Source organism: Herbidospora sp. NBRC 101105, from assembly GCF_030269205.1.
GTDB lineage: Bacteria > Actinomycetota > Actinomycetes > Streptosporangiales > Streptosporangiaceae > Herbidospora > Herbidospora solisilvae.
Window position 1 is genome coordinate 423,133 of record NZ_BSSX01000009.1, and the last position, 24,202, is coordinate 447,334.

General features: G+C 70.7%; 27 protein-coding genes. 11 read left to right on the forward strand and 16 right to left on the reverse strand.

Annotated elements, in window-relative coordinates:
- The first annotated feature begins 56 nt into the window (after positions 1-56).
- Complete coding sequence (locus tag QSK34_RS34435) at positions 57-434, forward strand: MarR family winged helix-turn-helix transcriptional regulator (RefSeq protein WP_285590524.1); 378 nt, start codon at positions 57-59, stop codon at positions 432-434.
- Here the strand turns inward: QSK34_RS34435 and QSK34_RS34440 are convergent.
- Positions 393-866, reverse strand: a complete 474-nt coding sequence (locus tag QSK34_RS34440) for a DUF1003 domain-containing protein (RefSeq protein ID WP_030451817.1) — start codon at positions 864-866, stop codon at positions 393-395. The genes QSK34_RS34435 and QSK34_RS34440 overlap by 42 nt on opposite strands.
- Complete coding sequence (locus QSK34_RS34445; RefSeq protein WP_285590526.1) at positions 859-2,067, reverse strand: magnesium transporter MgtE N-terminal domain-containing protein; 1,209 nt, start codon at positions 2,065-2,067, stop codon at positions 859-861. Before QSK34_RS34445 ends, QSK34_RS34440 begins: the two co-directional genes overlap by 8 nt.
- Before the next feature lie 81 nt (positions 2,068-2,148).
- On the opposite strand from QSK34_RS34445, the gene QSK34_RS34450 reads away from it, so the two are divergent.
- Positions 2,149-3,096, forward strand: coding sequence for an EamA family transporter (locus QSK34_RS34450; protein ID WP_051759465.1), 948 nt, complete (start codon positions 2,149-2,151; stop codon positions 3,094-3,096).
- Here QSK34_RS34450 and QSK34_RS34455 read toward each other — a convergent pair.
- Complete coding sequence (locus QSK34_RS34455) at positions 3,080-3,445, reverse strand: hypothetical protein (protein WP_161484178.1); 366 nt, start codon at positions 3,443-3,445, stop codon at positions 3,080-3,082. The genes QSK34_RS34450 and QSK34_RS34455 overlap by 17 nt on opposite strands.
- A 32-nt stretch (positions 3,446-3,477) precedes the next feature.
- The gene (locus QSK34_RS34460) at positions 3,478-4,050 is read right to left on the reverse strand and encodes a biotin transporter BioY (RefSeq protein WP_285590529.1); all 573 of its coding nucleotides are present in this window, start codon (positions 4,048-4,050) and stop codon (positions 3,478-3,480) included.
- A 115-nt stretch (positions 4,051-4,165) separates the two neighbouring features.
- On the opposite strand from QSK34_RS34460, the gene QSK34_RS34465 reads away from it, so the two are divergent.
- The gene (locus tag QSK34_RS34465; RefSeq protein ID WP_285590531.1) at positions 4,166-5,101 is read left to right on the forward strand and encodes an HpcH/HpaI aldolase/citrate lyase family protein; all 936 of its coding nucleotides are present in this window, start codon (positions 4,166-4,168) and stop codon (positions 5,099-5,101) included.
- 18 nt (positions 5,102-5,119) lie between these two features.
- Here the strand turns inward: QSK34_RS34465 and QSK34_RS34470 are convergent, their stop codons facing one another.
- Together QSK34_RS34470 and QSK34_RS34475 are read right to left on the reverse strand one after the other, a co-directional pair.
- Positions 5,120-5,677 carry a DUF6529 family protein gene (locus tag QSK34_RS34470; RefSeq protein ID WP_161484175.1) on the reverse strand — a complete coding sequence of 186 codons (558 nt, stop codon included), beginning with the start codon at positions 5,675-5,677 and terminating at the stop codon, positions 5,120-5,122.
- A 33-nt stretch (positions 5,678-5,710) separates the two neighbouring features.
- Positions 5,711-6,385, reverse strand: a complete 675-nt coding sequence (locus QSK34_RS34475; protein WP_285590533.1) for a hypothetical protein — start codon at positions 6,383-6,385, stop codon at positions 5,711-5,713.
- 146 nt (positions 6,386-6,531) lie between these two features.
- Here QSK34_RS34475 and QSK34_RS34480 point away from each other — a divergent pair, with 146 nt between their 5' ends.
- On the forward strand, positions 6,532-7,458 hold the full coding sequence (locus tag QSK34_RS34480; protein ID WP_285590535.1) for a CPBP family intramembrane glutamic endopeptidase: 927 nt from the start codon (positions 6,532-6,534) through the stop codon (positions 7,456-7,458).
- Between the two features lie 987 nt (positions 7,459-8,445).
- Positions 8,446-11,184: a beta propeller repeat protein gene (locus QSK34_RS34485; RefSeq protein WP_285590537.1), complete on the forward strand. Its 2,739-nt coding sequence runs from the start codon at positions 8,446-8,448 to the stop codon at positions 11,182-11,184.
- A 3-nt stretch (positions 11,185-11,187) separates the two neighbouring features.
- Here QSK34_RS34485 and QSK34_RS34490 read toward each other — a convergent pair whose 3' ends face one another.
- Positions 11,188-11,547 (reverse strand): NUDIX domain-containing protein, encoded by a 360-nt coding sequence (locus QSK34_RS34490; RefSeq protein ID WP_285590539.1) that lies wholly within the window; start codon positions 11,545-11,547, stop codon positions 11,188-11,190.
- A gap of 72 nt (positions 11,548-11,619) precedes the next feature.
- On the opposite strand from QSK34_RS34490, the gene QSK34_RS34495 reads away from it, so the two are divergent.
- The 3 genes from QSK34_RS34495 to QSK34_RS34505 are packed head-to-tail and all read left to right on the forward strand — an operon-like array spanning position 11,620 to position 13,812.
- Positions 11,620-12,249 (forward strand): DUF6758 family protein, encoded by a 630-nt coding sequence (locus QSK34_RS34495; RefSeq protein WP_285590541.1) that lies wholly within the window; start codon positions 11,620-11,622, stop codon positions 12,247-12,249.
- A 10-nt stretch (positions 12,250-12,259) separates the two neighbouring features.
- Positions 12,260-12,973: an MBL fold metallo-hydrolase gene (locus QSK34_RS34500; RefSeq protein WP_285590543.1), complete on the forward strand. Its 714-nt coding sequence runs from the start codon at positions 12,260-12,262 to the stop codon at positions 12,971-12,973.
- 29 nt (positions 12,974-13,002) lie between these two features.
- Positions 13,003-13,812, forward strand: a complete 810-nt coding sequence (locus QSK34_RS34505; protein ID WP_285590545.1) for a RecB family exonuclease — start codon at positions 13,003-13,005, stop codon at positions 13,810-13,812.
- 387 nt (positions 13,813-14,199) lie between these two features.
- Here QSK34_RS34505 and QSK34_RS34510 read toward each other — a convergent pair whose 3' ends face one another.
- Both QSK34_RS34510 and QSK34_RS34515 read right to left on the reverse strand, forming a co-directional pair.
- Complete coding sequence (locus QSK34_RS34510) at positions 14,200-15,075, reverse strand: alpha/beta fold hydrolase (protein WP_285590548.1); 876 nt, start codon at positions 15,073-15,075, stop codon at positions 14,200-14,202.
- Between the two features lie 63 nt (positions 15,076-15,138).
- Complete coding sequence (locus tag QSK34_RS34515) at positions 15,139-16,791, reverse strand: DEAD/DEAH box helicase (RefSeq protein WP_285590550.1); 1,653 nt, start codon at positions 16,789-16,791, stop codon at positions 15,139-15,141.
- Between the two features lie 351 nt (positions 16,792-17,142).
- Between QSK34_RS34515 and QSK34_RS34520 the strand changes: the two genes are divergently transcribed.
- Entirely contained in the window at positions 17,143-17,796 is a 654-nt protein-coding gene (locus tag QSK34_RS34520; protein ID WP_285590552.1) for a ferritin-like fold-containing protein, read from the forward strand.
- Positions 17,797-18,092: 296 nt separating this feature from the next.
- Here QSK34_RS34520 and QSK34_RS34525 read toward each other — a convergent pair whose 3' ends face one another.
- From QSK34_RS34525 to ligD (QSK34_RS34545), 5 genes are all read right to left on the reverse strand, one after another.
- Positions 18,093-18,323, reverse strand: coding sequence for a DUF3107 domain-containing protein (locus QSK34_RS34525; RefSeq protein ID WP_161484165.1), 231 nt, complete (start codon positions 18,321-18,323; stop codon positions 18,093-18,095).
- An 86-nt stretch (positions 18,324-18,409) separates the two neighbouring features.
- Positions 18,410-19,030: a TetR/AcrR family transcriptional regulator gene (locus QSK34_RS34530; protein WP_030451799.1), complete on the reverse strand. Its 621-nt coding sequence runs from the start codon at positions 19,028-19,030 to the stop codon at positions 18,410-18,412.
- A 79-nt stretch (positions 19,031-19,109) separates the two neighbouring features.
- Positions 19,110-19,280, reverse strand: a complete 171-nt coding sequence (locus QSK34_RS34535) for a hypothetical protein (protein WP_285590554.1) — start codon at positions 19,278-19,280, stop codon at positions 19,110-19,112.
- A gap of 22 nt (positions 19,281-19,302) precedes the next feature.
- The gene (ligD, locus tag QSK34_RS34540; RefSeq protein WP_285590555.1) at positions 19,303-20,169 is read right to left on the reverse strand and encodes a non-homologous end-joining DNA ligase; all 867 of its coding nucleotides are present in this window, start codon (positions 20,167-20,169) and stop codon (positions 19,303-19,305) included.
- Positions 20,166-21,095 (reverse strand): non-homologous end-joining DNA ligase, encoded by a 930-nt coding sequence (gene ligD, locus QSK34_RS34545; protein ID WP_285590557.1) that lies wholly within the window; start codon positions 21,093-21,095, stop codon positions 20,166-20,168. The genes ligD (QSK34_RS34540) and ligD (QSK34_RS34545) overlap by 4 nt, the downstream gene beginning before the upstream one ends.
- Before the next feature lie 77 nt (positions 21,096-21,172).
- Here ligD (QSK34_RS34545) and ku point away from each other — a divergent pair, with 77 nt between their 5' ends.
- Positions 21,173-22,003, forward strand: a complete 831-nt coding sequence (gene ku / locus QSK34_RS34550; protein ID WP_285590559.1) for a non-homologous end joining protein Ku — start codon at positions 21,173-21,175, stop codon at positions 22,001-22,003.
- Positions 22,004-22,016: 13 nt separating this feature from the next.
- Here ku and QSK34_RS34555 read toward each other — a convergent pair whose 3' ends face one another.
- Together QSK34_RS34555 and QSK34_RS34560 are read right to left on the reverse strand one after the other, a co-directional pair.
- Positions 22,017-22,361, reverse strand: a complete 345-nt coding sequence (locus QSK34_RS34555) for a hypothetical protein (protein WP_285590561.1) — start codon at positions 22,359-22,361, stop codon at positions 22,017-22,019.
- A gap of 141 nt (positions 22,362-22,502) precedes the next feature.
- Entirely contained in the window at positions 22,503-23,078 is a 576-nt protein-coding gene (locus QSK34_RS34560; protein WP_285590563.1) for a fimbrial protein, read from the reverse strand.
- Positions 23,079-23,262: 184 nt separating this feature from the next.
- Here QSK34_RS34560 and QSK34_RS34565 point away from each other — a divergent pair, with 184 nt between their 5' ends.
- On the forward strand, positions 23,263-24,150 hold the full coding sequence (locus tag QSK34_RS34565; RefSeq protein ID WP_285590648.1) for an alpha/beta fold hydrolase: 888 nt from the start codon (positions 23,263-23,265) through the stop codon (positions 24,148-24,150).
- Positions 24,151-24,202: the final 52 nt, after the last annotated feature.

Consider the following 24,202-nt stretch of genomic DNA (forward strand, 5'->3'; position numbering starts at 1 on the left):
CGCCTGTCCTGTCGGCGGAACAAATCGAGGTCTGGCGCACGATGCAGCGTGCCCAGATGCGGATCACCCGGAGCATCGAATCCGACCTCCTGGAGTCCCACGATCTGGCGATGGCCTCGTACGACGTGCTGCTCCAACTGTCCGAGGCGCCCTATAAGCGGCTGCGGATGAACGACCTCGCCGACCGGGTGCTGCTGTCGCGCAGCGGGCTGACCCGGCTGATCGACCGGCTGCAACGCGACGGCCTGGTCGAACGGCAGGCCTGCCCGAGCGATGCGCGCGGCCTCTACGCCGTGCTCACCGACAAGGGCACGGCGCTGCTCGACGAGGCCACCCCGACCTACCTGCGCGGTGTGCGGGCCCAGTTCGTCGAGCGGCTGAGCGGGGCCGAGCTAGGGCAGTGTGCCGCCCTTGCCGTCAAGCTGGTCGACTAGCCACTCGGCCTCGGCCTTGATGAAGTCGCGTGTGGCGACCTCACCCAGGGCGATGCGCAGCGAGGCGATCTCCCGGGTCAGATATTCGAGCTCCGCCCGGTTCTGCTCCGCCGCGTGGCGATCCTGCTCGCCCTGAACCCGGTCGCGGTCGTCCTGCCGGTTCTGCGCGAGCAGGATCAGCGGGGCGGCGTACGACGCCTGGAGCGAGAGCATCAGGGTCAGGAAGATGAACGGGTAGGGGTCGAACCTCATCGGGCCGAGAGTGTTCCAGGTGACCCAGACGATCACGAAGGCGGTCATGTAGACGAGGAACCTGGCCGTGCCCAGGAAACGCGCGAACTTCTCCGACCACTTGCCGAACGCCTCGGGGTCGTACCGGATGGGCAGTCGCCTGCGCAGTTCGCGGGGCTGGTCGAGCCGGCCTTCAGTCATGTCGCTCCCGCCAGTCTTCGGGCAGCAGGTGGTCCAGGACGTCGTCGACGGTGACCGCGCCGATCAGGCGGCCGTCCTCGTCGGTCACCGGGGCCGCCACCAGGTTGTAGGTGGCCAGGTAGGAGGCCACCTCGGGGAGGGAGAACTCGGGCCTGATCGGGTCGACGCTGCCGTCGACCAGTGAGCCGATCAGGGCGAAGCTGGGCTCGCGGAGCAATCGCTGGATGTGCGCGATGCCGAGGTAGCGGCCGGTGGGGGTCTCGGTCGGCGGGCGGGCCACGAACACCTGGGCGGCGATCGACGGCGGCTGCTCGCGGACGCGCAGCCGGGCCAGCGCCTCGGCGACGGTGGCGTTGGGGGGCAGGATGACGGGCTCGGTGGTCATCATGCCGCCGGCGGTGTCCTCGGCGTAGCCGAGGAGGCGGCGTACCGGATCGGCCTCTTCGGGGATCATCAGGGCCAGCAGGCGCTCGGCCTGTTCGGGCGGGAGCTCCTGGAGCAGGTCGGCGGCGTCGTCGGGGCCCATGTGCTCCAGCACGTCGGCGGCCCGTTCGGCGTCGAGGTTGCCCAGCACCGTGACCTGGTCGCGTTCGGGCAGCTCCTCCAGCACGTCGGCCAGCCGGTCGTCGTTGAGCGCGGCGGCCACCTCGGCCATGCGCTTGCCGGGCAGCTCCTGGAGCACTCCGGCGAGGTCGGCGGGGCGCATGGCGTCGAAGGCGGTCAGCAGGCTCTGGGCGCCCTGGTCCTTCTGTGCCACCTCGAAGCCGCTGACCTGGCCCCAGTCGACGACCGTGGTCTCGCCCCTGCGGCGGGTGCCGCGCCGGAAGGCGACCTTGGTGATCAGCCAGTCGGGCGGATCGGGCTGCTCCATGGCCAGGTCGAGGACGGTGCCGGGCTCGCCCTCGACGGTGATCTTCAGGTCGAGCAGCTCGCCGATCGCGAGGGTCTCCGACTCGCGCTGCTCGAAGCGGCGCAGGTTGAGCCGCCCGGTGAAGATGACCGCCCCCGCCTCCACCGAGATCACCCGGGTGATCGGCAGGAACACGCGGCGGCGGGGCTGGACCTCCACGACGTAGCCGTGGACACGCGGGGGCAGCGGGCCGCGCAGTGCGACGACCACGTCCCGGATCCGGCCGATCTTGTCACCGGCGGGATCGAACACCGCGAGCCCGGCCAGCCGGGCCACGAAGATCCGCTCCACGCTGGCAGGTTATGGGGATGCCCCGGTCCGGTTGGATATGACAGGATCAAAGTAGGTCAACGGTAGTTACAGGGAAGAGTCATGATCCGGTCAGTCAGCCTTGGAATCGCGGCCGTGTCCGCCGTGTGCTTCGGGTTCTCCGGACCCATGGCGAAGTATCTGAACGCCGCCGGGCTCGCCCCGCTGGAGTCGGTGTGGGTGCGCATGGCCGGCGCCGGGCTGCTGCTGCTGGCCGCGCTGGCGCTGCTGCGGCCCGCCGCGCTGCGCATCCCCCGTTCACAGTGGCTCTTCTTCGGGGTGTACGCCCTGGTCGCCGTCGCCGGGGTCCAGGCCCTGTACTTCCTGGCCATCCAGCGGCTGCCCGTCGGCGTGACGTTGCTGATCGAGTACACCTCGCCGGTCCTGGTGGTGCTGTGGGTGCGGTTCGTCCGCCGGATCAGGCTGCCGAAGGCGGCCTACATCGGCGCGGTGATCGCGGTGGCCGGGCTTGCGGTCGTGGTCGAGGTCTGGGACGGGCTGCGGCTCGACGCCATCGGGCTGGTGCTGGCCCTGCTGGCGGCGGCGTGCTGCGCCGGGTACTTCCTGATGAGCGACAACCTGCACGTCGACCCGCTGGGCCTGGTGGCCTGGGGCATGATCGGGGCGGCGGTCGTGCTGCTGCCGTTCGCGCGGCCCTGGTCGATCGAGTGGGCCGTCTTCGGCGACGTCGTGACCGTGGCGGGCAACACGCTGCCCGTCGCCGGGGCGGCCGGGTGGCTGATCCTGGTGGCGACGGTGGTGGCGTACATCGCCGGGGTGACGGCGGTGCGGCGGCTCTCGGCGGCGGTGGGGGCGACGGTGGCCTCGCTGGAGGTCATCACCGGCGCGCTGATCGCCTACTTCCTGCTGGGCGAGGCGCTGGGCGCCTACCAGATCATCGGCGGCGCGGTGGTGCTGCTCGGCGCGCTGCTGGCCCAGACGGCGACGGTACGGCGGGCCCCGCAGGAGGCGCCCGCCGCGCGCGAGCCCGTGCTCAACCCGTCGGCCTGAGCCGGACCACCGACGACCGCTTGGCCCACCGGGCGGGCAGCCCGGCCGCGTCGGGGGCGTTCAGCCGCTCCTTGGCGAGGGCGGCGATCACCTCGGGGCTGGTCTTCTGGTCGACGACCTCGACCGCCGCCGGGAAGCGGACGAGCTGGGCGCCGTTGTCCTTGCTCCGGAGCACGACCTCGATCTCGTGCTGGGCGGTGAGGCCGGGGAGGTTCTGCTCCCCGCCCCCGACCACCAGATAGATGGCGTCGTCATGCCAGACGTGCCAGGCCAGGCGGGTGCCCTGGGGCAGCACCACCCACAGCACGCTCGACCGCTTCGCGGCGTCTTCGATCAACGCGAGGCTCATGACGGCCAGTTTTCCACAGGTCAAAACGCCTGTCAGGAGGTGAAAATCTCCCGGATCTTCCATGCTGCGGGAAGCAGTCCCGCGGCGACGAGGACCTTCAGCCCGTCGCCGATGAGGAAGGGCACCACGCCCTTCTCGATCGCGGTCGCCAGGCTCATGTCGGCGGCCACGGCCAGCCACGGCACGCCGACGAGGTAGATCAGCACCGTGCCGACGATCATGGTGACGACCGTCCTTCCGACGGTGCGGTCACCACCCCGCCCGGCCAGCGCGCCGACGACCGACGCGGCCAGGAAGAAGCCGACGACGTAGCCCAGCGTGGCGTCGCCCGCGGCGGTGAACCACGGCACGCCGGCCAGGCCCGCCAGCAGGTAGAGGGCCATGCCGGCGGCGGCCCTGTAAAGGCCCAGGGTGGCTCCGGAGAGCAGCACGGCGAAGGTCTGGAGGGTCACCGGCACGGGGCTGCCGGGCACCGGGAACGCCACCTGGGCGGCCAGGCCGGTCAGCGCGGCGGCGCCGACGACGAGCGCGACGTCGCGGACGATCGTGCCGGGGATGAGGTCGGACAGGACCGCGGGACGGCTCGCGGCGACGACTCGGGACATCTCTGGACTCCCTGATGGAAGAGGCATTACCTCCCTATTAATCACATAGATCACCTGGGGAGCCCGTATGCGCCCCGGCACAACGTCCGCCGCCCGGCTTTGTAGGGTTGGGCGCATGCGCGCGCGTCGTACGTGTCTGGCGGTTCCCGGGAGCAACCCCCGTTTCCTGGAGAAGGCCCAGGGGTTGCCCGCCGACGAGGTCTTCCTCGACCTGGAGGACTCGGTGGCCCCGCTGGCCAAGGAGTCGGCGCGCGGGAACATCGTCGCCGCGCTGAAAGAGGGCGACTGGGGCGGGAGAACCGTGGTCGTGCGGGTCAACGACCTGTCGACCTCGTGGACCTACCGCGACGTCATCGAGGTGGTCGAGGGCGCGGGCGACCGGCTCCACTGCCTGATGCTGCCCAAGGTCGAGGACGCCTCCCACGTCCGGTGGCTCGACGTGCTGCTGACACAGGTCGAGAAGGCCGTCGGGCTGCCCGTCGGCGCCATCGGCATCGAGGCGCAGATCGAGAGCGCCCGGGGGCTGGTGAACGTCGACGACATCGCCCAGGCCTCGCCCCGGGTCGAGACGCTGGTGTTCGGGCCGGCCGACTTCATGGCGTCGATCGGGATGCGCACGCTCGTGGTGGGGGAGCAGCCGCCCGGCTACGCCGAGGGCGACGCCTACCACTACATCCTGATGCGCATCCTCATGGCGGCCAGGGCCCACGGCCTCCAGGCGATCGACGGGCCCTACCTGCAGATCAAGGACGTCGACGGGTTCCGCCGGGTCGCGGCGCGCGCGGCGGCGCTGGGTTTCGACGGCAAGTGGGTGCTGCACCCCGGCCAGATCGACGCCGGGAACGAGGTCTTCTCGCCCGCGCAGGACGACTACGACCACGCCGAGCTCATCCTCGACGCCTACGACTACTACACGACGGTCGAGCGGCGCGGCGCGGTCATGCTCGGCGACGAGATGATCGACGAGGCGTCGCGCAAGATGGCGCTGGTGGTGGCGGCCAAGGGCCGCGCCGCAGGGCTCGCCCGGACGAAGAGCTTCAAGCGGCCCTGAGCGCGGACGGCCAGGCGTCTAGAACTGCACGCCGATCGTGGTGAAGAACCAGAACGACGAGGTCAGCCAGAGGCCGATCAGCAGGGTGAAGACCAGACCCCCGGCCACGGGCAGCACCCAGCCGGGCAGGCCGCGCTTGGGCAGCGACAACATCTTCGTGACGAACACGCCGTAGAAGAGGCAGCCGAAGATCGAGTGGAACATGACGCGCGGGTCGTCGTAGCGCGCGCCCACCGCGTAGAGGCAGTGGAAGGCGACCGGCACGGTGGCCAGGAACGCCAGGCGTCCCGACCACCGGTGCACCGGCCCCGGCCAGGAACCCCGCACGGGGATCCGGCCCCAGATGGCGAACGCCGAGAACACCTGCACGATCGCCAGCAGCGCGGCCAGCGTGGTCAGCCAGACCTTCATGGCCAGCGGGCCGGAGAACCCGGCCAGGCCGAAGGCGAAACCGGTCGGGGGGTGCAGTTCGCCGTACACGCCGAGGGCGGCGGCGACCAGCCCGCCGGCGAGCACGGGGATGACGAGGAGGGCGACGGCGCCGCGGTGCTGCGGGGCGACTTGGGTGTGGGACATCTCAGGCTCTCAAGCGTTCGGGGGCGGCGGGGTTCAGGAGGCCGGGGCGGCGGGGGCCAGGAAGGAGTCGATGAACTGGTCGGGGTCCTGGGGAGTGAGCGGGATGCCGTACCACTCCTGGACGCCGCCGTCGAAGGCCGCCGCGGCCTCGCCGGAGTTCTCGCCGAGCATGATGCGGCCGACCGACTGGCCGTTGGGGAGCTTGATCCAGCCGCCGACGACGCGGGCCCCGCGGACCTGGGCGGTGGCGCGGTAGAGGCCCGAGGGCTTCTTCACGGTGGCGGCGGAGAAGCGCCAGCTCTTGTTCTTGTACTCGATGCGGCCCTGCGCCTTGCCGCCGCGCAGGGCGGCCGTGACCAGGGTGTCCTTGCCTTCGAGGGTGAGCGTGTTGTCCGCGGCGGTGCCCCTCAGCCACGCCTCGATCTTGCCGTCGCAGAAGTAGCCGACGACCTTGCCGTTCCTGATCGAGATGGCGATCAGGCCGCCGTTCTGGTCGACGACGCCCGCGTAGTCGGCCTTCTTCGGGGTCGGGTCCTCCTCCGGTTCGGGGGCGGCCACCTCTTCGGGTTCCTGGGTCGCGTCGGGGGTGGCCTCGTCGGTCGCCTCGGGCGTGGCCAGCGGATCGGCCCCTGCCGCCGCGGGCACGGCCGAGGTCTCCTGGATCTGGGGCGAGGCGGTCGCGCTGGCCACCGTCAGGCCCGCGGTCATCACCACTCCGACGGCCAATGTGTAAATGGGTCCTAGCCGGCTCATGTTCCGTCTCTCCTGGGTTTGTTTCCTGCCCCAGAGTGAATCGCGGCGGGCCGCGTCTGTCTGTGGACTAATGCGCACTCGTCTGTGATGAGAATGGGACCGTGATCCAGCAGCCATCGCTCACGTCGTGGATCGTCCCGCCGCCTCCGGGTTCGCGGTACGACCAGCTCGCGCGCACCCCGGTGCACCGCTGGTGGCGGCCGCCGCTCGGGACCGTGTTGATCGTGGTCGTCTACGTCGCCCTGACGGCGGCGCTGGGCCTGGTCGCGGTGCTCGTGGCCGTGGTCGCGCGTCAGCCGACGGCGACGACCCCGGGCCGGGTCCTGTTCGAGGACCCCGTGCTCGACCTCGCCTTCCAGCTCGTGGCGATCGCGATCATGACCCCTCTCGTGCTGGGGGCGGCCTGGCTGGTGCAGCGTCGCCCGCCCGGCACCCTTTCCTCGGTCGCGGGACGGCTGCGGTGGGGATGGCTCCTGCGGTGCGTTCCATTGGCGGTCCTCGCGGTGGTGCTGGGGGAGGCGGCCCAGGCCCTGACCCTGCTGGCGACGGGCGTCTCTCCGGGATACGGCTGGGCGGGCTGGTCGGAAGTGCTCGTGCCGCTGGTGATGATCCTTCTCCTCGTGCCCGTGCAGGCGGCTGCAGAGGAGTACGCGTTCCGGGGCTGGGTGGTTCAGGCTTTCGGCGCCTATTTGCGCAATCCCTGGTGGGGGATCCTGATTTCGTCGGGCGTCTTCGCGGCCTTCCACGGCTACACCGACTTCGGGATCGCCTATACGTTCGGGTTCGGCGTGCTGATGGGATGGGTGTCGGTACGCACCGGCGGGCTGGAGGCGGCCATCGCGCTGCACGCGGTCAACAACATCGGGGCGTTCGGGATCGCGGCGGTGGCGGGGGAGCTCGGCTCGGCGCTGGCGCAGGGATCGCTGCCCTGGCAGACCCTGGTGGGAACAATCGTGCAATTTGGCGTTTTTGGGGTTGGTGTCGTGGTTCTTGCTCGTAAGTCGGGAATTTCAGTGGAGGGCGGATAAATCTCACTAGAGAGGAGGTGATCGTGGGTTGCGGGAGGGGTATCAGAGGGATTGCGTCCCTCCCAGACATATGTGGAACGGTCCTGATAGAGGAGGTAAGTGGCCGTGCCCCCCGAAGACGAGGAGCAGCCGGATGTGCCCCCGAAGCTCCATCACTCGCCACCGGGCCCTGCCACGACCCCTGAGGAGAGTCCCCGCCCGCGCACCTCACCCTGGGCTCTGCCGCCCTTCGCCGCGCCGACTCCCGAAGACCCTCCGGTACGAGGCCGCCGCCCCTACGACGCCGACGAGCCCGAGCCCCGGCCGGGCGACCTGGAGACGACCCAGCCCCGGCGCGCGATCGGCTCGTTACCCTTCGAGGCCCTCGGCGAACGCCGCCACGGCCCGATCGGCCCGCGCCCGGGCGAACCCCAGGACCAGGTGATCTGGCCCCTCGGCAAGTCCCCGTTACCCCAGCCGCCGGCACCTTCCGGCGAGGGCGATCTCACCGAGCTGGAGGCGTCAGACCCGTTGGGCGGGCCCGCGCGACCGCGAGAGGTCTCGCCGGTCGAAGGGCTTGGTGCGTCGCGCGGCGACGTCAGTCGATCCGCGGGGGCGGTCGAGGGGTTGGGCGGGTCGCGAAGGGCTGATCCCTATGGCGACGCGGGTGCGGTCCAAGGGCTGGGCGATTCCCGGGAGACTGATCCTTATGGCGGCGCCGGTGCTGTCGAAGGGCTGGGCGGGTCGCGAGGAGCTGATCCTTATGGCGGCAGCCGTTCATCGCGAGATGCCGATGTCTTAGGCGAGACCGATCGATCGCGGGGTGCCGATTCACCTGGTGAAGCCGGTCGATCGCGAGGTGCTGATCCCTATGCCGAGGCCGGTCGACCGTTAGGCGCGGTCGCGGCGAGTGGTGATCTCGGCCGGTCACAGGATGACGCGGGGCCTTTCGGTGATGTGGCACGGTCGGTCGTCCGGGAGGGGGGACTGCCGCCCGGTGTCGAGCCGATGTATCCCGTCGACCCCGCCATCCGCGCCGAAGACGCCACGCCCGAGGGGATCTACCCGCCCGACCCCGGTCTGCGGCAGAGCCGGCCCTCCGACTTTCCGCCCCGGCATCATCGGCCCTACTCCACTCCGCAGCGGCCCGATGACGACGACCGGCCCGCGCGCACGGACTATCCCGACAAACTCGTCGCCTCCGGGCCGCCCCGTGAGCACGGCATCCGGGTCCGGCCGGCCATCGCGGCCGAACCCGAGTTCGTGCCGGAGCCCGAGTTCGGGCCGGGGCGGCGGGAGAAGGACGTGCCGGCGGTGGTTCCGGCTGTTCGGAAGGCGCCGCCCGAGCGGATCGGGAAGCCGCCCGGGGGGCGGCCGTTGCGGCCTGACGTGCTGGCCACGCTGGGGCCTCCCCGTGGCGGGAAGCACGGGCGGCGCGGGGTGCGGGCGCAGCGGCGGCGGCCGAGGATCGGGTTGCCGCTGCTGGTCATCGTGGCGGTCATCACGGCCGCGGCGTTCGGGCTGTTCGTGGTGCGGTGGGCGACGGCCCCGGCCACGTCGGGCATCCGGCTCGCGGTCGGCGACGGGCAGTCGGGCGACTCGGCGTTCCAGGCCCCGGGGTTGCCCGGCAACGGGTCGCGGCAGGTGCTGACCTCGGTCGCCTCCTCGGGGTCGACGATCGTGGCGGTCGGCACCGACACCACCAGCGCCATCGCGCGGCCCTTGTTCATCGTCTCCGTCAACGACGGCAAGGACTGGACAATCGGCGAGGTCAACGGGCCGCCCGGCTACGAGGCCGCGCCGGGATCGCCCGGCCGGGTGGTCGGCAGCGGCGGCAAGTGGCTCGCCGTCAGCACCGACCCCGCCGGGCCCGAGGGCCGGGGCATGTGGACGTCGGCCGACGGCCAGTCGTGGGCGGCGGTCGACCCGGCCCGGCTGGGGATGTTCCTCGAATCCGACCGGGTGACCGATCTGGCCCGGACCGCCACCGGCTTCGTCGCCGTCGGCAGCACCGTCCAGCGCGACGGCACGCCGGGCGCGGTCGCCTGGACCTCCGCCGACGGGCAGGCCTGGACGCGGGTGGAGACCCCCAGGATCGGCACTCCCGACATGATCCGCACCGTCAAGGCGGTCGTGGCCAAGGGAGACAAGGTCGTCGCCCTGGCCGAGCCCGGCTCGGGCACCGCCACGGTGATCCTGCGCTCCGACGACGGGGGGCGGTCGTGGCTGCGTACGGCGACGGCGCTGCCCGACATCAGGCCAGAGACGGGGGCGCTGGCGGCCTCGGCCGACGGCTTCGTGCTGGTGCCGACCGGGCAGCGGTTCCCGGGTCCAGGTGTACGGGTGCACTGCTCGCCCGAAGGTCAGAACTGGACCGCGTGCGGGACCATCGGGCCCCTGAGCCCGGCCGGGAGCGGCGTGCGCGGGTTGTCCGCCTCGGGCGCGGGCCTGGCCGCCGTCGTGGAGTCGGCGTGGGAGGAGTACGCCCTCTTCACCAGCGACGACGGCCGCGACTGGCGGAAACGGGCCGACCTCGGCCTCATCCCCGGGACGCTGCGCGGGCTGACCATCACCGACAGCGGGCGACTGGTCGCCGGTGGCGACAAACGCGGCGCGGGCGACGTGGAGAACCTGCCCGTCCTGATGACGGCCGAGAAGGGCAAGGCCGCGCGGGCCGTGCCGCTGGAGAGCGTGCCCGGCCTGAACCGGCTGGCGCGCAACACCTCGGGCGTGCTGGCGGCCGGGGGGGCGTTCGTCGCGGTCGGCTCGGCCAACGGCGACGCGGGCATCTGGACCAGCGGGAACAACGGCGCGAACTGGAAGGCGATCAACTCCCAGTGGCTCGGCGGGTCCGGCCGGCAGGCGCTCTCGGACGTCGCCTACGGCCCCAAGGGCTGGCTCGCCGTCGGCAGCACGATGGCCGACCTGCTGGTGACCAAGCCGCTGCTGGTGGTGTCGTCCGACGGCAAGGGCTGGCGGCCGGGGCCGGAGATGTCCGCGCCCGAGGGCCACTACTACCTGGCGCCCCAGACGGTCGCCGCCGGGCCCAAGGGCTACGTGCTGGCCGGAGAGGACCAGACCGGCGCCGGGATCGGCCCCGCGCTCTGGTTCACCAGTGACTTGAAGAAGTTCACCCGCGTGGGCGAACTGCCGGCCGGGGCCGCCGAGGTGCGCATCCACGACGTGGCCGCGACCGGCGACGGCTTCGTGGCCATCGGCGGGACCGGCCGCTCCGAACGCGAGAACGGGGTCGTCTGGGTCTCCGCCGACGGGCTGAAGTGGGAGGCCAGGAACCGGGTGCTGCCCGACGGCGCCCAGTCGGCGGGGTTGCGCCACATCGTCGTCCGCGACGGGAAGCTGATCGCCACCGGGACCGCCCTGACCGACGACGGCACCCGGCCGTTCTCGGCGGTGAGCGGCGACGGCGGCGAAAGCTGGGAGTTCGCCTGGTTGCCCGCCGAGGCCCCGGCCGTGGTGCTCGACCTGACGGCGAGCGAGCGCGGCATCGTCGCCGTGGGCGCCCACGGGACCGGCAGCGAGGTCGACAGCTCGGTGTGGGCGTCGGAGGACGGGCTGGTGTGGGTCCGGCACGGGCTCGTGGAAGACGGGCTCGGCGGGGCGGGCGCGCAGTGGCTGGAGGCGGTGACGATCTCGGGCCAGCGGGTGATCGCGGTGGGGCGTTCGACGACGAGCCGGACCGACAACATCACCATCTGGCGCAGCACGCTGTCGTCGGGGGACGCGTAGTGATCAGAGGCCGTCGAGGAAGTCGAGGAGGCCCTTCGTCAGCGGGAGACGTACAAGATCATCGGCGGTGGCCCACACGGCCGCCGCCGCGTCGTCGCCCGGTCTGAGGTCGCCGCCGATCACGTGGGCGTAATAGTCGAAGATCTCGTAGAAGCCGATCACGATCGTCCCGGCCAGGGCGCCCACCTCGATCTCCAGGCCGGTCTCCTCGCGGATCTCGCGGCGCAGGGCGTCGCCGTCGGTCTCGTCCTCTTCGACGCGGCCGCCGGGCAGGGACCACAGGCCCTCCGACGGGGGATGGCCACGCTGGATGAGCAGGAGGCGACCCTCGGTGTCGCGGATGATTGCCCCAACACAGCGCATAACGCCAAGATTACGGCTAAAACCCCCGGGAGGCCTTGACGGGTCCCGAGCATCGGAGCACGGTGAGTAACTGTGAGAGCCGCGCCCACCTGTCCCCGGTGCTTCGGCCCGCTGAGCGAACCCAATATCTGGTCGAGCGCCTGGCGGTGCACCGTGCACGGCGAGGTGCTGCCGCACCGCTCCCACCGGCCGGGTCCGGCCGCCGTCGAGCTGATCAGGGGCTCGGCCGTGCCCGCCTGGGTCCCCTGGCCCCTGCCCGCCGGGTGGCTGGTGACCGGCTTCGCCGAGGCGGGTGACCGGGCCGCCGTGGTCGCGGTCTCCGGGCCGTCGCTCAGTTACGGGCCCGCCGACGTGCTGATCATCTCGGAGGAGCCGGGGGTGGGCCTCGGGTCCGCGTACGCCGGCCTGCCGGGCCCCGACCCCGGCGACGTCGTGACCGGCGTCCCGCTCACCAAGATCGAGGTCAACGGGCACTCCATCCCGCTCTGGGTGGTGACCGACGGCGTGCCGGGCGACAGAGCCGTGTACGTCGGCGAGGCCGCCGGATGCTGGCTCTGGACGGTCGCCTGGCCGGGCGAAGCCGGGAATCTGATCGCCCTGATGCAGCTCGCGCTGGCCGATCTCCGCGATCTGGAGTGGGACGTGCCCTTCGGGGCGTTCTCTCCACGTCTGACGGGGGAAGGCGCGGCGGGAACGGGCTAGAGTGCTGTTCGTGACAGCGCGTATCGAGCGAGTGGTGACCTCGGGGGTCGTCGAGATCGACGACGTCGAGCACAAGGTTGAGAACAACACCTGGATCGTGGGAGACGACGACGAGGTCATCGTCATCGACCCCGCGCGCGACGCGGAGAAGATCCTGGAGAAGGTGGGCGAGCGGCAGGTTCTCGCCGTCATCTGCACCCACGGGCTGCCCGACCACGTCGGCGGCGCCATTGAGGTGGCCGCCCGCGACGAGGCGGTGATCGCCCTCGCCCCCAAAGACAAGCGTCTGTGGCGGCAGACCTGGGAAGACACCTGGCCCGACATCGAGATGGAGGACGAGGGCCTGTTCGCCGTCGCCGACACCGAGCTCGAGGTCATGAACACCCCGGGTGTGACGGCGGGCGGCGTGTCGCTGCTGGCCGAGTCGCTGGGCGTCGTCTTCACCGGCAAGACCCTGCTGGCCGACGGCCCGGGCAAGCTCGGCGGCGACTACCCGGCCCTGGCCGACCAGCTCACCTCGATCGGCGAGCGGCTCTTCACCCTCCCCGGCGAGACCCGGGTCCTCCCCGCCCACGGCGAGGAGACCACGATCGGCGACCTGGAGCCCCTGTTCGACCGGTGGCTCTCCGGTTCGCTGACCGCGGCCCCGGAGGAGCAGCAGGAGGGCCCGCTGACCGACGGCACCCGCGTGTCGGGAATCCGCCTCAACGCCGACGACGACTGAGCGCGGTGGAGCAGCTCCCCCTGGAAGGAATGCCGCGGCGGCTCTTCTCGTGCACGCCGTCGCGGCTCAACTCCTGGCTCGACTGCCGACGGCGTTACCGGTTCACCTACCTCGACCGCCCCGCGCCCCAGAAGGGCCCGCCGTGGGCGCACAACAGCGTGGGCGCGTCGGTCCACAACGCGTTGGCGGCGTGGTGGCGGGAGCCCTACGAGCGCCGGACCCCGCTGTCGGCGGCGATCCTGGTCTCCAACGGGTGGATCACCGAGGGCTTCCGCGACGCCGAACAGTCGCTGAGGTGGCGTGACCGGGCCCGCGAGATGGTCTCCGGCTACACCGCCACGCTCGACCCCTCCGACGAGCCGGTCGGCGTCGAGCGCACCGTCGCCACCCGCACGTCGGTGATGGCCCTCTCAGGCCGCATCGACCGCCTCGACCGCCGCGGCGACGAACTGGTCGTGGTCGACTACAAGACCGGCCGTCGCCCGTTGACCAGCGACGACGCCCGCGGCTCCCTGGCCCTGGCGGTCTACGCCGTGGCGGCGGGCCGCATGTTACGGCGGCCCTGCCACCGGGTCGAGCTGCACCACCTGCCGACCGGCGAGGTCGTGGAGTGGGAGCACACCGACGAGTCCCTGGCCCGCCACCTGTCCCGAGCCGACCAGATCGCGGCCGAGGCCCAAGAGGCCGACGAGGCCTACCGCGCGGGCGAGGCCACAGACGAGACGTTCGCGCCGTCACCGGGCGTGTTGTGCTCATGGTGCGACTTCCGCAAACACTGCCCGGAAGGCCAGGCGGCCGCCCCCGACAAGGAACCGTGGGACGGCCTGGCGCCCATCTAAAGGATTGGGTCTCCCTGAGGCGACCTCGCGCCGTCAGAGGCGGTTCGGCCTATCTTCCCGCTTTGGGCGAGAGGGAGACGCCGCTCCGTAAGGCGAACTCAGCCACCTCCACAGACCCGGGTTCGGGCGCTTCCGCGCCCGAAATTTCGTCCCGCTCTGGGTGAGTGGGAGACGCCGCTCGGTAAGGCGAACTCGGCCACCTGCGCAAAGCCAGGTTCGGGCGCTCTCGCGCCCGAAATTTCGGCATATCGTTCAGCTCTGGCTTGGCGGGAGACGCCCCTCCGTCGGGGGCGACTCGACCACCTGCACAAAGCGCGGTCCGGGCGGCTCCCGCGCCTGAATTTCGGGTGAGCTGGCGCGGCTCCTCAGCTGGTGGCGCCGGCTCTGTCAGCGGGCCAGCATGGTGCTTTCGGCCGCGTTCCAGAAGCGGGTGAGGGCGGCCGCCGTCGTCTCCGGGGCCTCCACCGCGGGTGAGTGGACCGCCCCGGGCACCACGACGCACTCGCAGTCGAGGCGGTCGGCCATCTCGGCCTGTAGTCGCGGCGGCCAGCCGTCGTCGTGTTCTCCGTAGAGAACCAGCATCGACAGGCCCGTCTCGGCCAGTTCGTCGACGCGGTCGTCGGCGTCGAGGACGGCCCGGCCCATGCACTCCAGGCCGACCAGAGAGTTGGCGAACAGCCGGCGGCGCAGGAAGGCCACGATCTCCTCGGGAACGCCGGCGCGCAGGGCGTCGGGCTCCATCTTCTCGGTCCACATGGCTTCGAGGCCGAGCTCGGGCATCTTCTCCAGCATGCGGCGGCCGGCCACCTCACGGGCGCCCACCATCCCGGCCGGGCCGGAGCTCATGAGCGTGTAGGACGCCAGTTTGCCGGTGCCGTCGAGCACGGTCTCCCGGGTGACCAGGCCGCCGAACGAGTGGCCCAGCAGGTGGACGGGCTCTCCGCCGCCCACGACGGCCACCAGGGAGTCGACGTCACGCCCCAGGGCCGCGCAGGTGTAGGCGGCGGGGTCGTCGGGGCCCGGGGTCTCGTATTGGCCGCGCAGGTCGACGGCCACCACACGGCGGCCCGCCTGGGCCAGGGTCTGCAGCACCGAGAGGAAGTCTTCCTTGCTGCCCGTGTAGCCGGGCACCAGCAGGGCCGGCCACCGGTCGGGCAGGCCGCTGCCGGGCAGCGCCTCCAGGGCGGCGAACACCCCTTCAGGGGTCTCGATCCGCTTGGGGCTCACCCCGGGTGGCAGGTCCAGGAATCTCGGCGTACTCACGTGAAGCCACGATACTGAAACCCGCAGGGCGCCGCAGATGAGCGGAGCCCTGCGGTGTTCGGGCTAGTTGCGGCGCGGGCGCGGGCGGTTGCCGCCGGAGCCGGAGTGACGGCCGTTGCCGCGCTGGGCCTTGCGCTCGGTGGCGGCCGAGGGCGCGGGCAGGTCGTCTTCGGTGGCCAGGTCGGGCGAACGGAAGATGATCGCGAACGGGCTGGCCGGGATGATCTTCTCGGGTTCGGCCGGTCGGGTGGTCTCCATGGGAGTCACCTCCACCTCTTCCTCAACTTCGTGAATCTCATCGTGGATCGGATCGAGGATGTCGCCCTCGAACGGGGCGACCGCCTCGGGGACCTCGACGACGTCGACGGCTTCGGCGCCGGTCTCGGTGACGGGCTCGATGACCGTCTCGACGACCTCGTCGGACGTGCGGCCGCCCCGGGTGCGACGGCGGTTGCGGGCCGGGCGCTCCCTGCGCTCGTCCTTCTCCCTGTCGCGGTCCCTGTCACGGTCACGGTCCTTGTCGCGGTCTCTGTCGCGGCGGCTGCGGGTGCGGCCGGTCTCGCCGAGGTCTTCGATCTCCTCGGCGTCGAGGCCGGCCCGCGAGCGGTTGGCGCGCGGCAGCACGCCCTTGGTGCCCGGCGGGATGCGCAGCTCTTCGAGCAGGTGGGGCGAGCTGGAGTAGGACTCGGCCGGCTCGGGGTTGCCGAGGCCCAGCGCGTTGTTGATGACCTTCCAGCGGGTCATCTCGGTCCACTCCATGAACGTCACCGCGACGCCGGTGCGACCGGCCCGGCCGGTCCGGCCGATGCGGTGGACGTAGGTCTTCTCGTCCTGCGGCAGGTCGTAGTTGACCACGTGGGTGACGTCGTCGATGTCGATGCCGCGGGCCGCCACGTCGGTGGCCACCAGCACGTCGATCTTGCCGTTGCGGAACGCCCGCAGGGCCTGCTCGCGCTGGCCCTGGCCGAGGTCGCCGTGGACGGCCGCCGCCGCGAACCCGCGGTCGCGCAACTGCTCGTGGACCATGTCGCAGGCCCGCTTGGTCTCGCAGAAGACCATCGTGAGACCCCGGCCCTCGGCCTGCAGCAGCCGGGCCAGGATCTCGATCTTGTCCATCCGGTGGGTGCGGTAGACGTACTGCGTGACCTGCGAGGGGGCGTCGTTCTCCGCCTCGGTGGTCTCCGCGCGCACATGGATCGGGCGGGTCAGGTAACGCCGCGACAGCGCCACGATCTCGCCCGGCATGGTGGCCGAGAAGAGCATGGTCTGCCGCTGCTCCGGCACCAGCTTGATGATGCGCTCGATGTCGGGCAGGAAGCCCAGGTCGAGCATCCGGTCGGCCTCGTCGAGCACCATCATGGTGATCTGGCTGAGGTCGAGGTGCTTCTGCTTGATCAGGTCGAGCATCCGGCCCGGCGTGCCGACGATGACGTCGACGCCGCTCTTGAGCGCCTCGACCTGCGGTTCGTAGGCGCGCCCGCCGTAGACGGTCAGGATGCGGGAGCCGAGCTTCCCGGCGGCCAGGACGAGGTCTTCGGTCACCTGGAGGGCCAGCTCACGGGTCGGGACCAGAACGAGGCCCCGGGGCTTCTTGCGGTTCTTGCGTGGCTTCCCGACGGACTGGAGCATCGCGACGCCGAAGGCGTAGGTCTTGCCGGTGCCGGTGCGGGCCTGGCCGATGACATCCTGGCCGGACAGCGCGAGGGGGAGAGCCATCTCCTGAATCGGGAAAGGTGAGACGATGCCCTCGGTCTCCAGGGCATCGGCGATCTCTGGGATGACACCCAGGTCTCGGAACGTCGTAATCGTCGCCTGCCTCAGTCGTGTGGCGAAGGCGGTTTCGTGACCAAACGGGCTCGCGTGCCGGGTCCTTACGAAAGGCGCCTTCGACGTCGTACGCGACCGCGCGCAGCCAAACTCTCTGGGGGTTACCGGGAACAGATACCCCGGATCAACACAGTGCGGTCGCACTTCTCACCGAGCAGTCTACTCGATACCACAGCTGCTAACCGATTTGCGGCGTGTTTCGCATGTTTCTTCGTGAGCCTTCCCCCCTACGCTGCTGCCATGACCATTTCCCGGCCCGGTGTCGTCGACCTTCTGGGCGTGCTCGCCTACGCCGAGCTCACCGCGTTCCTCCGGATGGCGCAGGACGCCTCCGTGCTGGCCCCCTCGCTGACCGACAGGGCGGCGCTCGGCGACGTGGCGGCCACCGAATACGGCCACTTCCGGCTGGTCCGCGACCGGATCGCCGACCTGGGGGCCGACCCGGAGGAGGCGATGGCGCCCTTCGCCGACGCCCTCGACGCCTGGCACGAGCAGACCCAGCCGGGAGACTGGTACGAGGCCCTGGTGAAGGCCTACGTCGGCACGGGGCTGGCCGGCGACTTCTACCGCGTGGCCGCCCGCAGGGTCGACGAGGAGACCCAGAAGCTGGTCGACCAGGCACTGGCCGACGAGGCCCGCTCGGAACTGGTCGTCGAGCGTGTCAGGAAGGCCCTGGAGGACGATCCGCGCCTGGGTGGCCGGTTGGCCCTGTGGGCGCGGCGGCTGGTCGGCGAGGCGCTGAGCCAGGCCCACCGGGTCGCCACGGCCCGGCCCGAACTGGCCGCGCTGCTGGTCGACGGCGACGACCTGGCCGCCATCGGACGGATGTTCGCCCAGCTGACAGAGGAGCACGGCAAGCGGATGGCGGCGCTCGGGCTCACCCCCGGAGGCTGAATCAGGCGCCCCAGAGTAATGATCGAGAGGCGTGAAGGCGCCATGGGGTTGTACCGTGCGAGTTATGAGGGCCTCGCGCCGCTACGGCAGTTCCTTGACAAGATGTGGACCGAACCGATGGGCCTCCCGCGCCGTGTTGCGCAGGGCGAGCTCAGGATGCCCGACCATCAGCAGACGCAGGGACGACGCACACATCCCACGCAGACGTCCGCCGGGCTGTATCCACGGTCCCCGTTAGAGAAGCCAATGGGCGCCGCCGTCCAAAAGCGGCGCCCGAAGGCCCTCACGGGAGAAATCTAGAGAGTGCCGCCGAACCCGACCGAACGGCTGGCCCCCTCGCCGATCTCGACGAAGCCGAGCGCCGCGACGGGCACGATCACCCGGTTTCCCTTGACGTCGGTGATGGAGAAGACGCCGCGGTCGGCCGCGAGCGCGTTGCGGATCTCCGTCTCGATCTCCTCGACGGTGAGGTCGGTCTCGACGACGAGTTCACGGTGCACCGACTGTACGCCGATCTTGATTTCCATCTGGGCCCCTTTCGAGAGGGTTCCATCGTGGCCCCGGAAATCGCTCCGGCAGAGCTCTGATCGCGGCGGGCGTAACCACGGGGTGGCTACGTCGTGCGCGGGAAACCGCCGATGCCGCGCCAGGCCAGGCGGGCGATGAGCCCGGCCGCGGCGTCCTTCGGGATCGCGCCGCCGCTGGTCAGCCAGTAGCGGGCGCTCACCTCGGCCATGCCGACGAGCCCGACGCCGAGCAGGTGGGCGTCTTCGCTGGAGCAGCCGGTGTCCTCCTGGATCACCTCGGCGATCGCGTCGGCGCTCTGCCGCAGCGAGCGCTCCATACGTTCGCGCACGGCCGCGACGTTGCGCAGGTCGCTCTCGAAGACCAGCCGGAAGGCCTCGCCCTGGCTGGAGACGAAGTCGAAGAACGCGCCGATGGCGGCCTGGACCCGCTGCTTGTTGTCGGTGGTGGAGGCCAGCGCCTCCTTGCAGCGCGAGACCATGTCGTCGACGTGGACGTCGAGCAGCGCCAGGTAGAGCTCGAGTTTGCCCGGGAAGTGCTGGTAGAGCACCGGCTTGCTGACACCGGCCCGTTCGGCGATCTCGTCCATGGCGGCCGCGTGGTAGCCGTTCTCGACGAAGACCTCTTGGGCGGCGCTGAGCAGTTGGCGGCGGCGGGCGAGCCGGGGCAGCCGGGTGCCCCGGGGCTTGGCGTCCGGGGTAGCGGTCACGGCCTCTCCTTGCGCACGGGCTTCTCTTCTGATCAAGTGGCCTTCGGCCGCGGCCACATTCTACGGCTGGGCCACCAGGTCAGCGATAGTCGTCCTCATCGTCGGCATATGCCCGGTTCTGGTCGGCGGTGTCCGCCGGATCGGCCTCCAGTGGCACGTCCTCCGGCCAGGGGTCCTCTTCGGGCTCGTCGTCGAGGGGGCGGTTCTGCTCGGCGACGTCGGCCTCGGTGGCTTCGCTCTTCTCGGACATGGCGTCCTCCTCTCGGCCCACACTACGGGAACAGGTCTCCGGACGCCTCGACCCGCGCCAGCACGTCGGACGTGGTGAACCTGAGCTGGTCGGGGTGGTCACAATCGGTTACCTCCTCCCAGGTCAGCGGGGTGGAGACGGTCGGGTGGGGGTTGGCGCGCATGGAGTAGACGGCGACGGTGGTCTTGGCCGGGTTGTTCTGGCTCCAGTCGATGAACACCTTCCCCGGGCGTTCCCGCCGGGCCATCACGGCGGTGATGAAGTCGTGCCGGCGGGCGAGCCGTTCGGCGACCGCCTTCGCGAACTCCGAGGTGTTCACCTCCGAGTCCCACGGCACGTGGAGCTGCATGCCCTTGTTGCCGCTGGTCTTGGCGAAGCAGTCGAAGCCCTCGTCTCCCAGGGTGTCGCGCAGCAGCAGCGCGACCTCGCAGCACTCGACGATCGTCGCCGGGGTCCCCGGGTCGAGGTCGAAGACCAGCAGGTCGGGGGGCAGGGGGTCGCCGTCGTCCGACACCCGCCACATGGGCACGTGCAGTTCCAGGGCGGCCAGGTTGGCGTAGTAGACCAGCGTCGGCAGGTCGTCGACGATCGCGAAGTCGATGGTCTCGCGGTCCTTGGTGCTGCCGGGGACGGGCAGACGTACCCGGCGGACCCAGGGAGGGGTGTGGGCGGGCGCGTTCTTCTCGAAGAAGAAGGCCCCGCCGACGCCGTTCGGGTAGCGCTTCACGGTCAGCGGCCGCCCGCGCAGATGGGGGAGCAGGACCGGCGCGATGCGGGTGTAGTAGTCGATCACCTCGGCCTTGGTGAACCCGGCCTCGGGGTAGAGCGTCTTGCCGAGGTTGCTCAGCACGAGGTCACGGCCCTCGACCTGGACGGGGACCTTCTTCACAGCCGTACCTCCGCCGGGATCTTGTCCGGGCGCAGGCCGCGCCACGAGGGGGCGCGCAGGCGGCCCTCGGTGGTCTGGTTGGCGTAGGCGACCTCGCCGACGAGTTCCGGGCGCACCCAGCGCGCGTCTCTGGCGATCTCCCTGGGCAGTTCCCTCGTGTACGCGCTGCGCGGGATCTCCAGCGGTGCGAGCAGCGTGTAGAGCTCGTCGAGGGCGGCGTCGCTGAACCCCGTGCCGACATGACCCAGGAAGACGAAGCCGTCGGGGCCGAAGGCCCCCATCAGCAGCGACCCGATGCCGCCCGATCTGCGCCCCCTGCCCGGCCGCCACCCGCCGATGACGACTTCCCGTTCGGTCACGTTCTTGACCTTGACCCACCAGGGTGACCGGGTGCCCGGCCGGTAACGCGAGTCGACGTGCTTGGCGACCACCCCTTCGAGCCCCTGCTCCCTGGTGGCGGCCACGACGTCGGGGTGGCACGGGAAGGTGGGGGCGACCGTGATGCCGAGCGACTCCAGCCGTCGCCGCCGCTCGTGGTAGGGCCGGTCGAGCAGCGCCTCGCCGTCGAGGGCGAGCAGGTCGAAGGGCATGTACGTCACCGGCACCGCCCGCAGCAGCCCGTGGGCGCCGGGGTCGCCGACGTGCATGCGCCGCTGGATCAGCTCGAACGACGGCTTCCCGTCGTGGTCGAACGCGACGACCTCCCCGTCGAGCACGACCGAGTGGCCGGGCACCGCAAGGCGGCTGACCTCGGGGTAGCGCCCGGTGACGTCGACGCCCTTGCGGCCGAACAGCCGCGGGGAGTCCTCCAGGTAGGCGAGCACCCGGATGCCGTCCCACTTGACCTCGAGCACGTAGTGGGCGCCGTCCGACGGCAGCGGGCCGGGTACGGCGAGCATCGGTTCGACCGGGTATGGCAGTGCCACAGGGGGTATGTGCCCATTAGGTAAGTCATCTGAATCCCGACATGGCGGTATTCGAACACAGAGACGAGAATGTGGCTATGCGCAGCATCTGGAAGGGCGCCATCTCGTTCGGCCTGGTGACGATCCCCGTGAAGCTCTACTCGGCGACGGAGCAGAAGGACGTCTCCTTCCACCAGGTCCACCGGGAGGACGGCGGCCGCATCCGGTACAAGCGCGTGTGCACCGTCGACGGGGAAGAGGTCGCCTACGCCGACATCGCCAAGGGTTACGAACTGCCCACCGGCGACATGGTGGTGCTGACCGACGACGACTTCGCCGACCTGCCGTTGTCGAGCTCCCGCCGCATCGACGTCCTCCAGTTCACCCCCGTGGAGCAGATCGACCCCATCTACTTCGCCAAGTCCTACTACCTGGAGCCCGACGCCCAGGGCGCGAAGCCCTATGTGCTGCTGCGCGACGCCCTGGAGCGGTCGGGCCAGGTCGCGATCGTGAAGGTCGCGCTGCGCCAGCGCGAGTCGCTGGCCACCCTGCGGGTGCGGGAGGGGATCTTCGTCCTGGAGACGATGCTCTGGCCCGACGAGGTGCGTACCGCCGACTTCGCGTTCCTCGACGAGGACATCGACCTGCGCCCGCAGGAGCTCAAGATGGCCGAGTCGCTGATCGAGACGATGGTGGCCGACTTCGACCCGGGCGAGTACAAGGACGCGTACAGAGAGGCGCTCCAGGAGGTCATCGACGCCAAGGTGGCCGGGCGTGAGGTCGTGCCGACCGAGGCGCCGGCCGAGGCGGGCCCCGCCGTCGACCTCATGGCCGCCCTGCGGGCCAGCGTCGACGCCGCGAAGCGCGAGCGCGAGGGCGCCCAGAAGAAGAAGGCGGAGCCCAAGAAGAAGGCCCGCAAGACCGCCTAGTGACGGCCGTGCGTCAGTAGTCGAGCTCGAACTTGTTGCCCCGCCTCAGGTAGGTGTTCTGGGCGTAGCCCGCGCGGCCGTTGCCGACGCCGACGACCCGGCGCCACCCCTTGTCCTCGCCGTAGAGCAGGCAACTGCCGGTGATGAAGTCGCCGAGGTTGTAGAGGTCGTCAATGATCTTGCTCTTGACGTCGGGCGCCGCGTGGACCGGGGCGGCCGCGTTGAACATGCTCTTGGCGCCCCTCATGAGCTGATACGAGCAGGCCTCCGCGTCCGCGGGGGCCGCCGCCGCGGTCACGAAGGTGCCGGAGGCCAGGGCCGCCGCGACGGCGATACCAGTCAGACGGGTTATCATCATCACTCCCAGTAATCAATATGATCCTCTGGGTGATAACCCTGCGTGACCAAACGAAACGTGCCGCGATGACCGGAGTCATCGCGGCACGATCGTCGCCGGGATCTCAGAAGACCACTCAGGTCATTCCGTGATCAGGTCCCGCTAGTTGCGGTGCCAGCGGTACTGCTTGTGGAGGTGCCAGCCCTCCGTGAAGCCGGTACGCGGGCTCCAGCGGTGACGCTTGAAGTGCGACTTGACCTTGTGGAAGTGGTGGCCGCCGTGGAAGCCGTGGCCCCAGTCGCCGCCGTCGCCGCCCCAGTCGCCGCCGCCGTCCCAGCCGCCGTCGCCGCCGCCCCAGCCGCCGCCGTGGTGGTGGTGGCCGCGGACCGGGTGGCACTTGCCGATGGTGTAACCACCGGCGTGCAGGTAACCGACGATCCGGCTGTGGTGGTGCGGACGGTGGTGAACCCGGATGTAGTGCCGGAAGCGGCCCGCCGGGAAGACGCCGTGGTGCAGCTTCGGGTCGGCGTGGTGCGAGCCGTGCCGCACCTTGAAGACGCAGGTGTGGTTGTGGAAGTGGTGGTGACCGTGGTGGCCGTGGTGGCCGTGGCCCCAGTCGTCACCCGACCACTCGTAGCCACCGCCGTCGGCGGCGGCGGGAGTCGCGAGGGCGAGGACGGCGCCGCCGCCGACGAGGGCGGCGGTAGCCAGGGTGCTGGCGAGCTTCTTGAGCTGCATCAATTACTCCTTGTGATTGGCTGGTGCCTGATCGTGTTATGTCCTCACTCTGCGTGACAAAACGGGCAGTATCCGGCTTTTGCGGTCACTTAGCGTAGCCATGGAGTACGATGGGGTGGATTGTCCGTAAACGGCGGGAGGACGTGGCGTGACAAACCCGATTTCCCCGGAGATTCCGGGCCCGGTGCCCGACTGGCCGAGTGACCGGGTCGATCTTGGCGATCTGCGGCTTAATTACCGATTTACGCCTGACGGGCCCCGGGAGAAGGCCGTGATGATCCACGGTCTGGCGGGCTCGGCGACCAACTGGACCGACCTGTCCGACCTGCTCAAAGACCAGGTGCGCACGTTCGCCCCCGACCTGCCGGGCGCCGGGTGGTCACCCGAGCCCGAAGACCGCGACTATTCGGTGTCCGCCCACGCGCGGGCCATGGTGCGGTTCATCGAATGGGTGGGCGGGCCGGTCCACCTGTTCGGCAACTCGCTGGGCGGGGCGGTGTCCGTACGGGTGGCGGCATGGCGGCCCGATCTGGTGAAGTCGCTGACGTTGGTCTCGCCCGCGCTGCCCGACCTGCTGCCCCGGGTGGGCCCGGCGCGGGTGGCGCTGTCGGCGGTGCCCGGCGTGGCCGAGTTCGTGGTGCGGCGGATGTCGGTGGTCGTGCCGCCGGAGAAGCGCATCCAGGCCACCATCTCCATGTGTTACGGCGACCTCGGCTGCGTCCACCCCGACCGGCTGGCGGCCGCGATCGAGGAACTGCGCCGCCGTGACGACCTGCCCTACTCCGCCTCGGCCATGATCGGTTCGGCCCGGGGCATCGTGCGCGAGTACTTCCGGCCCGACCTCTGGCGTGAGGCGGCCCGGGTCGAGGCCCCCACCCTGGTCATCCACGGGCGCCGCGACCGCATCGTCGACGCGCGCATGGCCGCCCGCGCTTCGCGCGCCTTCCGGGACGTCCGCATCGTGACGCTGCCGTGGGCGGGCCACGTGGCCCAGATGGAGTCGCCTCAGATCGTCGCCCGCGAGGCCCGTGCGCTGATTCGGGAATGCGCGGACGCGCCGGTTAGGTTGTGATGTGGAGCGTGCCCCTCCGGGGGCGCGAGCCTTACCCTCAAACGCCCTGAAA